The organism is Microbacterium sp. Leaf159 (assembly GCF_001423615.1).
Lineage (GTDB): Bacteria > Actinomycetota > Actinomycetes > Actinomycetales > Microbacteriaceae > Microbacterium.
Genome location: NZ_LMOU01000001.1, coordinates 664,677 through 676,691, shown reverse-complemented (window position 1 = coordinate 676,691; position 12,015 = coordinate 664,677). Strand labels below are relative to the sequence as shown.

The following is a 12,015-nucleotide window of genomic DNA, read 5'->3' as shown; positions in this document are numbered from 1 at the left end:
TCGTGGCGGGCAGCCGTGTCCTCGGTGCGGCGGACTCATCAGGCGTGAGGCATTCATGAACCGCTCGTCACATTTTTGCCCGTTCTGCCAACGAAAACGATAGTCCGGTCGGAGTGCTTGTGGTGTCCGTGCTGGCCTTCACGGGCAGGGTAGTAGAGGGCCCGCGGTCGTGTGAATGCACTTTATTGTCCATGAGCGTCATTCCTTCGCGTTCACGTCTATCCGCTTCGGCGCAGCGTAGGACCCTCGCGCTCGCTCAGTGCGCATCGATATCTGTTCGATTGGGTGGCCGGGAAGTCAGTTCCCGGGCGTGCCATCCAGAAGAACGCTTTGCTCGGCAGGGCATTCTGCCACGGGGCCAGCGGAAGCCATCCACGTCGAGCATCTGACGGGCGAGGTCTCGCCGCCGGGAGGTACTCGCGCGCGGGATGCGATGTTACGCGGGCATCCTTGCGCCCTTGGTGCGGTTGCAGCGCCAGCACAGCGTCTGGAGGTTGTCGGGCTCGCTGAGACCGCCCTTGGACACCGGCACGATGTGATCGACTTCAAGGAGAAGGTTCGGCTCGACAGTGACCGAGACGCCACATGCGGGATTCTGGCAGGTGTGGCGGTCGCGATCCTTGATCCACCCGCGCAGGCGGGCTGTCATGAGTGCGCGCTGACCGGCAGCCGACTTCGCCCAGCGAATCTTTTGAACGAGCGTCTCTGAGAGCGCGTCGAGGGTCGGGGTGTTCAGATCGATGTTCACCGTCTGGCCGCTATTACCGCCGGCGGAGACGTATTGGAACTTGTACTTCGGGTAGGGCACAGTGATCGGCGAGAGGCGCACACCGACGAGGCTCCAGAACTCGTCCGCGTATCGCTGAAGGATGAACGCGGGCGGGTCGATCATCCTTACAATCTCGGCCTCACGGCGCTGCACGTTGGCGACGGCCTCTTCGAGCCGCGAGATGTCCTCGGCTACCCGCTGCGCGTCGACCAGCGTCTCCTGGTTCGCCTTGATCTCGAAGTACTTCATCAGGTACTTGATCGGATCCATGCTCGCGTTACGCACGACCTGCAGGGATGCATTGTGGACGTGGGGTGCGTACTCGGCCACGTTGCGATCGCGCTGGTAGTTCCAGTTAGACGTGTTCTCGAAGTTCGCGAGGTGTGCATACTGGCCGGTAGATGACGCGCCCAGCTCGAACGCGCCCTGGCCGCGAATCTCCGCGACATAGTTCACGACCTCATTGTGCTCGGCGACAACTGCAGCAATCTGAGCGCGGAGCCCCTGGAACTCTTCACCGTTGAAGTACTTGTTCTTCCGGTACTTCCAGATCATTGGGTTCGCGATCAGGACTCCGGCGAGGGCGAGAACGAAGAGGATCGGGTGAATCGCTCCGAGAAGCAACGGCAACGCGATCAGCAACGTAATAAAGAGCCACTTGGGCATTGTTGTTCTTCTCCTGAGTAAGGGGCTCTTGGGTAGAGCTATGTGTTTTCAGTTTGTTGAGTCGGTTGCCATGCTATCCAGGACCCCGACAGACGACGGGACGACCGCATCAGCCGAGCCCGTGGCCCCCGTTCGCGGGCCGGCCCGCTGTGGGTAGGCTGCGCTGAGCGCCTGCCTCTTGGCGCTCGTGTCGCGAGACCGACGGGCTGATCCAGCGGGTCGGCTGAGCGAGGCGGATGTCTCACGCCGGTGCCATGATTTGGGCATGGACGCGATCTACCCTGAGTTGCTGGACACCTCCGTGAGCATCTTTCGCTGTGACGCTGATGCCGACGTCTTGCGGGGCTTCAGCGCGACGGTGCGGTACACCGGCGACGACGACGCCGAGCCGAGGGAGATCGGGCGACTCAGCGGCTGGCTCACCCGGGAAGTCTATTCCGACGTCGCCGATGCCGGCGATGCTCTGAGCGCCGACGGGATGATCCTCGGCTCTGCCGCGCAGAAGCTCGTCGATGAGCACGAAGGCGATCGGATCCTCGACGCCGTGGTCATGCTTGACCGGGCGACGCTCGAACCCGAGTACCGCGGACAGAAGCTTCTCGGAGCGCTGGTCGATGACCTGCTGGACGTGCTTCAACTCGAACCGACAGAGACCATCGTCGTCGTGTTCCCCGAGTCGTTGCCCCTGGTCCGTGGTGCCCCACGCCCCGAAGGCGAGGAGCGCCAAGTGGGTCTTCGCAAGCTCTCGAGAGCGCTGGAGGCATCGGGATTCCAGCAGATCGACGAGGAGCAACCCGCCGACGACGAGGCCGTCACGGTCTGGTGGCGGCCGTTCCCCGACTGACCGATGCTGTTCATGTGGGTACGTGACCGTCTCTGAGGCCGCAGGGGCCCCACCGCCGATCCCGCGAGACAAATGATGTCCCGCCGCCCTCTGAACGGAGGGTCGCGGAGGCGAGCGCCCGTGACCGGCGGGATCTACTGCGAGGATCGGGCCGACTGGACTCCTACTGGCTACTACGCCCTCTGGCGCTACGTCGATCGTCTGGCCGAGTACGTCGACCCGACGCCCGCCCAGCTTAGACACCCGGAGCACCGCTCGGCCGGCGTCCAGGCCCGAAGGCCCATGTCCGCGACGAGGAGCTCGCCACGATCGACGTGGGCAGGACGCCGGTCGAGAGTGCGGCGCTGCTTAGGGCCGTGCTGGCCTCTCAGCGGCGCTAGGAGCTCACGCTGGAGAATTTCCCGAGCTTCGGACCGGTGGCGCGCGTCGGGCCGCTGCCTCCGTTCAGGGGTTCGATCCGTCTCCGCCTGCTGTGCAGGCCCTGCTGCAAGCAGGCCCTTGATGCGCTGCGCGACAATGAAGCGACCTGATCCAATGAACGGAGCAATCATGGCGCGCGCAGACTTCGACTGGACTGCCGACCCCGAGTGCGGCCTGGGGCACAGCGAGGCATGCGTGCAGCCGCAACACGATCTACAACCTCATCAAGAAGGGGACGCTCACGTCCGGGCTTATCGTCGTGGCCGGACGTGACGGCCGGTGCGTGAGGAAACACCTGATCAAGCGCGAAGACTTGGACGCCGCATTCCTCACCGAAGACCAGGACCGCCATGTCTCCGCGATCCGGGTAGCAGCACCTCGATTCACCGAAGACCAGAAGGCCCGCCTCACTGTGCTTCTCAATTCAGGCACCCGCCGCTGACGTGTACCTATTAAGGAGGGTGTATGTACATTGCTGTTGTNNTCGTGGCGGGCAGCCGTGTCCTCGGTGCGGCGGACTCATCAGGCGTGAGGCATTCATGAACCGATCGAGTCATTACTGCCCCCGGTGCCAGCGCCGACGCTGACCGCATGGTCAGACCGCGTGGAAGGATTGCGCGAGCAGCGGCCTGGTGACCCGGGTGCTCGTCCAGACCACCGAGATGCCCACGCTCACGACGACCGCGATGGTCAGCAGCGACTCGGGCGCGGTGATGAGAGCGATGCCGAGGAGCGGGAAGACCAGCACCGCAGCGCAGAGCGCCGAACCGAGTGCGGTGACCAGCAGAGGTGACATGATCGCTCGTCTGCGCGCACTGTCGACGGTCTCCAGCGGCATCCCGAGGTGGTGCAGGCTCCGGTGCAGGTCGCGCTGGTCCAGCACCGATGCCGCCTGGTTCACTCCGACCGATGCCGCGACCATGAGGAACGAGGCCACGAGAGTGATGACGAGTCCGGTACGCATGTCGGCAGCGAGAGCGGCATCCGCCCCGTCGAGCGCCTCGCTGCCCATCACGTTCATGAGGGAGACGCCGGTCCCGGCGAACACCGCCATGAAACTCGCCATCGCGATCCCACTCACCTGGCGCCATGCGGCCTTCGGCGAGTCCAGCACCATACGCGCTGCGAGCAGCCGATCGGCCCTCTCGGCGCGCCGCAGTTGACGGGACGCGGTGACCTTGAGCGCCCACGGGCCGATCACATTGAGGATCGCCAGTGCGACCGCGAACAGGACCGCGAGCACGACGATGGTGGTCGTGAATCCGGCGATCGAGGGGAAGATCTTCACGAGGGCGAAGACGATCGCGATCACCGAGATGCCTATGACCGCACGGAACCAGTGCACGGACGAGGTGGTCGTGCGAAGCCGCACGCCCAGGGGCGAGATGATCACCCTCCGGAGTCCGAGTGCGGCGCTGCCGGCGGCGACGAGCAGGATTGCACCGACGACAGCGAGGACGCCGACCGGTGGCAGCAGCACTGCATCGATACCGAGCGCCGCTCCACGGAACGGGATGAGTCCGATGAGGGGAGAGATCGCGAGATACGCGACGATCCCCACGAGCGCACCCACGGACGCGACGAGGACGGACTCGATCACGGTGGCCACGCTCACCCCGAGCGGAGTGACGCCGAGAAGGCGGAGGGTCGACAACCGCTCGTCCCGTCTGCGCGCGCAGAGCCGGGCCGCGGCACCGCCGAGGTTCGCGAGGGGGACGACCAGGAGCACCAGTGCGATGGCGGCGAGGGCTTGATACAGAGGACCGTAGCCGTCGGTCCAGGTCCAGAAGGACTGCGCTCCACCCACGACGGTGAGCACCAGGGCGGTGACGATCGCGAATGCGGTGGCGGGGAGGACGATCACGGAGTTCTGCCCCTTGGCAGGACGGAGCAGGAGACCGAGCACCGACGTGTTCATGCCTGCACCGCGGATGCTGTGATCTGGCCGTCGCGAACCGAGACGATCCTCGAGCAGCGCGCCGCGACCTCAGGATCATGAGTGACGACGAGCAGCGTCCGGCCCTGTCCGGTGGTCGACCAGAGCAACGCGTTCATCACCTCCTGCGACGTGTGCGAATCCAGCGCGCCGGTCGGCTCGTCGGCGAACACGAGGTCGGCGCCGGTGGCCTGGGCGCGGGCGATCGCGACGCGCTGCGCCTGCCCACCCGACAGCTCACCGATCCGTCGGTCCTCCATTCCGGCGAGCCCGAGTGCGGCGAGCCACGACGCCGCGTGCGCCACGGCATCCGCCCGCTTCACCCCGTTGATCAGCGAGGCGAGCGCCACATTCTCCACAGCGGTGAGCTCGGGGATCAGCAAGCCCTGCTGGAACACGAATCCGAACCGCTCGCGTCGCAGCCGCGACCGCGCCGATTCGCCGAGGCCGGCGAGCTCGACCGGACCGCCGCTGGAGGCCTGGAAGCTCACCGTGCCGGTGTCGGGGGTGATGATCCCGGCGAGCACGTGGAGCAGCGTGGTCTTCCCGGACCCGGATGCACCCATGATCGCCACGGACTCGCCACGATGAATGGCGAGATCGACCCCGGCGAGTGCGCGGGTGGTGCCGTAGGACTTCGTGAGGGATCGGGCTTCGAGGACGGATGCGTTCATGCTTCCAGCCTCGCGAGCGGCTCCGATCGGTGCATCGGCCCGGCGGATGATCCGCGTCGAACCGCATACACCGATCGGATGATCTCGGTCAGATCCGCTTCTGCCACGCTCCCGCGTAGGAGACCGCGGTGAACCCGATCGCCTCGTTGATTCCGAGCATCGGCCGGTTCTCCTCTGCGTTGAACGTGGAGACCACAGGGGAGTGGGGCATCAGCTCGCGCCAGTGCAGCAGATTGGCGCACTTGACGAGCGCCCCGAGACGGTGCCCCCGGTGCTCGCTGGAGACGAGCGTGCCGAGCTGATGCGTCACCCCTGTACGGTCCGACGCGATCAGGAGCTCGTTGTAGGCGACGAGGTCACCGCTCGGGATGTGCTGCACGGCGACGACCGACAGCGCCTGACCGGCGCCGGTCAGGCGCTTCTCTCGTCGGACTACGCGCTCGGCGTCCCAGACCTCGGCGACGAAGTCCATCTCGCCGCTCGGCGCATCCGTCGAGAGACGGGCGAGGATCGCCGCGTAGCCCTCGCGGTGTTCGGGCGGTGTCGGAGCCAGCCACTGCAGCACTCGATAGTCGGGTCCTGCCGCAGTCTGCGCCGTCTCCATCGCTTCGCGGAGGGGAGCGGGGTCCGAGTGCAGATCGAACTCGCTGTTGCGCTCGACCTGCTCGAACTCGTAACCACGGGCCTCGAGGGCGTCCGACAGCGGGATCGCAGGGATGCGGCCCCATCCGGTTCGCGGAACGATCATCCGCTCGGTCTCGACCGGGCGGTGGAGCGTCCAGGTCTGCACGAGTGAGCGGCCATGCGCGCGTGCCTCTGTCTCAGCGAGGGAGAGCAGGGCGTCCTCGACGCCGCGTCCCCAATGACGCTCCGGCACCATCAGGTCGATCTCCGCCGCATGGGCGTCCTCCTCCTGGGCGTAGTCGATCGTGATCATCCCCACGATCTCGTCTCCGAGACGAGCGACGAACCCGGTGTGCAGAGTGTCGGTGCTGTCCTGCCACCCGGCAAGCAGCTGTGCGGCGTCGGGCGCGATGTCGGGCAGGCCGACCAGTTCGTCGCAGATCTGGCGATTGAGGGCCCCGTAGGCGCGGAAGTCCGCGCCGTCGGCATCGTCCAGTGATTTCGGGACGGTCAGCGCAGAGATCGTCAGCGCGATGGTCGTCATGTCAGTTCCTTCTTCCAGGCGCCTTCATAGGCGATGGCGGTGAAGCCCATGGCTTCGTTGATGGAGAGCATGGGGCGGTTCTCCTCGGCGTTGTAGGTGATCACGTCGCCGGATTCCGGAGCCACATCGCCCCAGGCGAGAAGAGCGGCGCACTTCACGAGCTGCCCGAGACGGTGCCCACGGTGTTCGACCAGCACGAGAGTGTCGTGCTGGTGCGTGGTCTCGGTGAGCACCGGGCCGATTCCGAGTTCGGTGAAGGCGGTGAGCTCACCGGTGAGGATGTGCTGAGCGACCGTGACCTGCATGGTCTGGCCCATCTCCTCGATTCGCTTCTCTCCGTCGATCAGGCGCTGGGCGTCCCAGGCCTCCTCGTCGGTCTCGAGATCGCCGGACGGGGCGTCCGTCGACATGCGAGATTTCAGCCACGCGTAGCCGTCGATGTGCTCGGCCGGGGTGGGAAGCCCCCACTGGACCACGCGGTAGTCCTTCGAGAACGCGCGGGCCTCCTCGTACAGTGCTCGCGCGCGATCGAGAGTCGATGCTGTGACATCGAGACGGCTCACGCGGTACACCTGTTCGAGGGTGAAGCCGTGACGGGTGAGGAATCGGGCGACGTGGTCGTCCGGCACTCTTCCGAAGCCGGTGCGCGCCTCGAGCCGTGGACCGTCGCTCGCCGGCTGCTCCGTCCAGTTCTGGATGACGGTGCGACCGTGATCCCGCGCGACGGCCTCGATGTGTGGCACGACGGCCGTGCCGATCCCGCGCCCCCAGACCCGCGGATGGATCTCGATCGACGCGATCGCCACTCGAGAACCCTCCTCATGGGGGATGTCGACGACGGCGCGGCCGACCGTCTCGTCGCCGACTCTGACGGCCCACACCACGGTGGTGCGCTCCTTGCGGGAACGCAGCAGAGGCAGCAGCGCCTCAGGTGTGAGGTCCTGCTCGGTGCGGCCGGTGAGTTCGCGGTAGACGGCGTTGCGGACGCGGGCGAGTTCGCGGAACTCGCCCGCGTCCGCTGCATCCGCGCGCGCCGGCAGCACGAGCGGATGCAGCGATGCATCATCGGTGAGGGGAATGCCCATGGTGATCTCCAGGTCAGCGCAGCTGACGCTGCAGGTCGTACGTGAGCAGTGCGAGCGTCTCGCCGGCCGCGCGCTCTCGTCGCTCGAGAGGCGAGCCGTCCGAATAGACCGTAGACGCGGTGCGGCGTTCCCGGCGAGGACGCTGAGCCCTCTGGAGCAGCCACAGGCCGATCCGGAGGGAGAGACGGTCCGCGAGCGCGAGGCGCCGCAGTTCGTCGGGTGCGGGGACGTGGAGGACCTGTCGGCCCTCGGTATCCGGAGGGTGGGTGGTGCTGCGGTACAGCGTGGTATTCACGATGATCCTTCGAGAAGAGTGGTGTGGATGGGTGAGGCGAGCACCGGCGCAGAGCACCGAGAGGTGTCCTGGCGGGTGCGGACAGTCGAGAGCCCGGGTCGCGAGAGGGCGATCGCCGGGGTCGGCGGGAATCCGTGATCCGAGGTCGGATCAGAGGGTGGGCGCGGTGACACGCGTCTGAGGGATGCCCCTCACGGGGCGGCGACCTGCGGTTGGCGCAGGACGGAGTCCTCGGGCTGCGGTTCTACGAGAGCGCAGTGGTGCGGACGCCGGCGGTTACCGAGTGCGCAAGACGCGGCGCGAATGGCGCGGCGAGGCCAGTGGCCTGTGCGTTGAGTGTGATCATCATCGGTAACCTCCTTTCGTGTGGCGATCCGCAGGTTACGGTAGCGAAACCCGGGCGTGTCCGTCAAGCACCTACGGCGTGGATCGGCGTGTCGCGCCGTGTCCCTGTTCGATCGGGACCCGCGCGGGATGCCGGTTCTGAGCCGCCATTCCGGTAGCGTATGGGCGTGATTCACCCCCGAAGCGCGGCACGCGCATGCATCTGAAGAGCCTGACCCTCAAGGGGTTCAAGTCCTTCGCGCAGCCCACGAGTTTCGTGTTCGAACCGGGCGTCACCTGCATCGTCGGACCCAACGGTTCGGGCAAGTCCAACGTCGTCGATGCCCTGGCCTGGGTCATGGGCGAACAGGGCGCCAAGACTCTTCGCGGCGGCAAGATGGAGGACGTCATCTTCGCCGGAACCTCGACCAGGGGACCTCTCGGCCGCGCAGAGGTGCAGCTCACGATCGACAACAGCGACGGGGCGCTGCCCATCGAGTTCGCCGAGGTGACGATCAGCAGGACGCTGTTCCGCAACGGGGCGAGCGAATACGCGATCAACGGCGAGAACTGCCGACTGCTCGATCTGCAGGAGCTGCTGAGCGACTCGGGACTCGGTCGCGAGATGCACGTCATCGTCGGTCAGGGGCGTCTCGACACCGTGCTCCAGGCATCGCCCGAGGATCGACGGGGCTTCATCGAGGAGGCCGCGGGAATCCTCAAGCACCGGCGCCGCAAGGAGAAGACCCTCCGCAAGCTCGATGCGATGGAGACGAACCTCACACGCCTGAGCGACCTCGCCGGAGAGATCCGGCGCCAGTTGAAGCCGCTCGGCAGGCAGGCCGAGATCGCGCGCGAAGCGCAGACCATCGCAGCCGTGGTCCGCGACGCCAAGGCGCGCATCTTCGCCGACGACGTCGTGGCGCTTCGCACCGCTCTCGCCGATCACACGCGCACCGAGCATGAACGGCACACGGAGCGTCTGGTGCTGTCGGACCAGGCGGAGGCGGTGCGCGGGAGCATCGCGCGCCTCGAGCAGGACCAGAACTCGGTCGCCGTCGACCAGGCGAGGGGAGTGGCCTTCGGCTTGGAGCAGGTGCAGGAGCGCATGCGCGGGCTCTACACCCTCGCGAACCAGCGGCTCGCGCTCCTCGGATCCGATGAGGACGACGCCGCGGTGACCGCCGTGACGGTGACGCAGAGCACGATCGACGAGGCGAAGGACGAGATCACCGAGATCTCAGCCGGCCTCGGCGATGCCCAGGAGGCTGCGACCGTCGCGAGCCGCGAGGTCGTGAATGCACGAGCCGAACTCGACACGCTCGATGTGGACATCGCCGAGCAGAGCGCCCTGGTGTCCGAGTACGACATGCGGCTCAGCGCGCTCCGCGGAACGGCCGATGCCGCAGCCTCCGCCCTCGCCGCGGTGCGCGGCGCGGTGCTGCGTCAGGAGAACGCTCTCGAGGCCGCGAATGCGCGTCGCCGCGAGGCCGCTGAGGCACTCGAGTCGATCGACGAGGCGGAAGCGCCCGAGGGTACGGCGGCGGAGCACTCGGCCGCGTACGAGACCGCGCAGCGGGCGGCGACAGCCGCGGAGACCGAGCGCGAGACGCTCAGGGAGCGACTGCATGCGGCCGAGCGCGAGGTCGACTCGCTCACGGCGAAGTCGGCGGCACTCGGAAGCGCGCTCGCGATCTCGGGCGGCGCTGCCGAGATCGTGAAGACCGGCGGCGCTGGCATCCGGGGACTTGTCGGTGACTCCGTGCAGGTCAGAGCCGGTTTCGAGGCGGCGATCGCGGCAGTGCTCGGCTCTCTCGCCGAAGGGGTGCTCGTGGACCGGGCATCCGACGCGTTCGCTCTCGCGAACGAGGCTGCGGAGCAGCGCCGAGGTGTCGTCGACTTCGTGGTCGCCGATGCCCTGCGCCCCGCTGTCGATCTGCCCTCGCTCGAAGGAGTGACATCCGCGATCGACACGGTGACGGCTCCGGACGGAGTGCTCGGCATCCTGTCGCACGTCCTGATCGCCGAGGGCCTCGACGCTGCACGCACAGCCCGCGCGGCGCTCGACGCGATCGGCGACATCACGACGACGATCGTCACGACCGGGGGCGATGTGATCACCGCCCAGACGCTGCGCACCGGTTCCGGAGGAGAGCGGTCGCGCCTCGAGCTCGCTGCCGAGCGCGATGCTGCCAACGATCGCCTCGCAGAGGTGCAGGTCATTGTCGATTCGCTGCGAGAAGCGCGCGAGGATGCGAACGAAATCGTCGAGAACACCCGCCGCAACGCCAAGGAGGCCCTTCGATCGCTTCGTGAACATGACGCTGCCCTTGCAAGCCACGCCGAGCAGGTCAACCGCATCACGGTGATGCACGAGTCCGCCGTCGCCGAATGCGAGCGCCTCGAGGCGGGCCTCGGTCAGGCGCAGTCCGCGGTCGAGGACGCCGAGGCGAAGGCCGAGGCAGCCAAGGTCGAGCTCGAGGCTGCGGTGTCGGCGCCGCGACCGGTGTTGGATGCCACAGCACGTGACGGGCTGCTCGACGCCCTCGAACTCGCACGCGAGGGTGAGGTCCGAGCACGGCTCGAGATCGAGACGCTGCGCGAGCGGGTGCGCGCTGCGCAGGCGCGTGTCGCGAGCCTCGAACGTCAACGGGAGCAGGAACGCGACGCGGCCGCCGAGGCTGCCCGCCGCGCGGTGATCCGGCGTGCACAACGAGAAGCGGCATCCGGGGTCGCCGACGAGCTTCCGCGCATCCTGGACTCGATCGACCGATCGGTCACCGAGGCACGGGTCGCCCTGGCCGAGGCGGAGGCAGCGCGGTCCGCGCAGAACCAGGAGCTCACCGCTCTGCGCGCGCAGGAGACGTCTCTTCGAGAAAGGCTCGCCGGTCTCACCGAGAGCGTGCACGGGCTCGAACTGCAGATCCACGAGAAGAAACTCCATCTCAACAGCCTGCTGGAGCGCGTCGCGTCCGAGCTCGCGCTCGACGAAGATATTCTCGTTGCGGAATATGGCCCCGATCAGCTGGTTCCCCGCGATCCCGGTGTAGAGCACGCCGAAGACGAGCTCGCAGACGACACCGCGATCCCGTTCGACCGACGCATCCAGCAGCGCCGACTCGCCGATGCAGAGCGCAAGCTGGCCCAGCTCGGACGCGTGAACCCGCTGGCGCTGGAGGAATTCGCGGCACTCGAACAGCGTCACGCATTCCTGACCGAGCAGCTTGCCGACCTGACGCAGACCCGGCAGGATCTGCTGACGATCATCGCCGACCTCGACGAGCGCATGCAGACGATCTTCGCGAGCGCGTTCGAGGACACCAGGGTGGCGTTCGGCGAGGTCTTCCCGTTGCTGTTCCCCGGCGGATCGGGAAGCATCTCGCTCACCGATCCCGACAACATGCTCACGACGGGCATCGAGGTCTCGGTGCGTCCCGTCGGCAAGAAGATCGAGCGCCTGTCGCTGCTCTCGGGTGGCGAGCGCTCGCTCGCGGCCGTCGCCCTGCTGGTCGCCATCTTCAAGGCCCGCCCGAGCCCGTTCTACATCCTCGACGAGGTGGAGGCCGCGCTCGACGACGCGAACCTCGGCCGACTGCTCACGGTCTTCGAGCAGCTCCGCGAGAGTTCCCAGCTGCTCGTGATCACGCATCAGAAGCGCACGATGGAGATCGCGGACGCCCTTTACGGTGTCTCGATGAGACAGGACGGCGTGTCCGCTGTCGTCGGTCAGCGTGTCGGGGACCGCGCCGCTGCCGCGGGCTGATCCGAGATGTGCGCGTAGCTCCGCAGCGCTCCGAAGTTGTGCTCAGAGCGTAGGCGTGGGCCGCAAGCGCT

Annotated in this window: 10 protein-coding genes; 4 read left to right on the top strand and 6 right to left on the bottom strand. The window is 67.0% G+C overall.

The annotated features are described in order from the left end of the window. Positions 1 to 103, top strand: a 103-nt coding sequence (locus tag ASF80_RS19225; protein ID WP_321163974.1) for a zinc finger domain-containing protein, incomplete at its 5' end; no start/stop codon positions are given. Between the two features lie 333 nt (positions 104 to 436). On the opposite strand, the gene ASF80_RS03315 is transcribed toward ASF80_RS19225, so the two are convergent. Then, positions 437 to 1,435 (bottom strand): HNH endonuclease, encoded by a 999-nt coding sequence (locus ASF80_RS03315; RefSeq protein ID WP_082488169.1) that lies wholly within the window; start codon positions 1,433 to 1,435, stop codon positions 437 to 439. A gap of 259 nt (positions 1,436 to 1,694) precedes the next feature. Here ASF80_RS03315 and ASF80_RS03310 point away from each other — a divergent pair, with 259 nt between their 5' ends. Together ASF80_RS03310 and ASF80_RS18665 are read left to right on the top strand one after the other, a co-directional pair. After that, the gene (locus tag ASF80_RS03310) at positions 1,695 to 2,279 is read left to right on the top strand and encodes a hypothetical protein (protein ID WP_162239107.1); all 585 of its coding nucleotides are present in this window, start codon (positions 1,695 to 1,697) and stop codon (positions 2,277 to 2,279) included. Positions 2,280 to 3,183: 904 nt separating this feature from the next. After that, the coding region (locus ASF80_RS18665; protein WP_321163973.1) for a zinc finger domain-containing protein at positions 3,184 to 3,286 on the top strand (103 nt) is incomplete at its 5' end. Between the two features lie 8 nt (positions 3,287 to 3,294). Here the strand turns inward: ASF80_RS18665 and ASF80_RS03305 are convergent. The 5 genes from ASF80_RS03305 to ASF80_RS03285 form a co-directional block, all read right to left on the bottom strand. Then, positions 3,295 to 4,617 carry a hypothetical protein gene (locus tag ASF80_RS03305; RefSeq protein ID WP_056307965.1) on the bottom strand — a complete coding sequence of 441 codons (1,323 nt, stop codon included), beginning with the start codon at positions 4,615 to 4,617 and terminating at the stop codon, positions 3,295 to 3,297. Beyond that, a complete protein-coding gene (locus ASF80_RS03300) occupies positions 4,614 to 5,309 on the bottom strand; it encodes an ABC transporter ATP-binding protein (RefSeq protein WP_056307962.1) in 696 nt (231 codons plus the stop codon). Before ASF80_RS03300 ends, ASF80_RS03305 begins: the two co-directional genes overlap by 4 nt. Before the next feature lie 88 nt (positions 5,310 to 5,397). Next, positions 5,398 to 6,477 (bottom strand): GNAT family N-acetyltransferase, encoded by a 1,080-nt coding sequence (locus tag ASF80_RS03295; RefSeq protein WP_056307961.1) that lies wholly within the window; start codon positions 6,475 to 6,477, stop codon positions 5,398 to 5,400. Then, on the bottom strand, positions 6,474 to 7,562 hold the full coding sequence (locus ASF80_RS03290) for a GNAT family N-acetyltransferase (protein ID WP_056307959.1): 1,089 nt from the start codon (positions 7,560 to 7,562) through the stop codon (positions 6,474 to 6,476). Before ASF80_RS03290 ends, ASF80_RS03295 begins: the two co-directional genes overlap by 4 nt. A gap of 13 nt (positions 7,563 to 7,575) precedes the next feature. Continuing rightward, positions 7,576 to 7,857 (bottom strand): hypothetical protein, encoded by a 282-nt coding sequence (locus ASF80_RS03285; protein ID WP_056307957.1) that lies wholly within the window; start codon positions 7,855 to 7,857, stop codon positions 7,576 to 7,578. Positions 7,858 to 8,398: 541 nt separating this feature from the next. Here ASF80_RS03285 and smc point away from each other — a divergent pair. Further along, a complete protein-coding gene (gene smc, locus ASF80_RS03280) occupies positions 8,399 to 11,944 on the top strand; it encodes a chromosome segregation protein SMC (protein ID WP_056307955.1) in 3,546 nt (1,181 codons plus the stop codon). Positions 11,945 to 12,015: the final 71 nt, after the last annotated feature.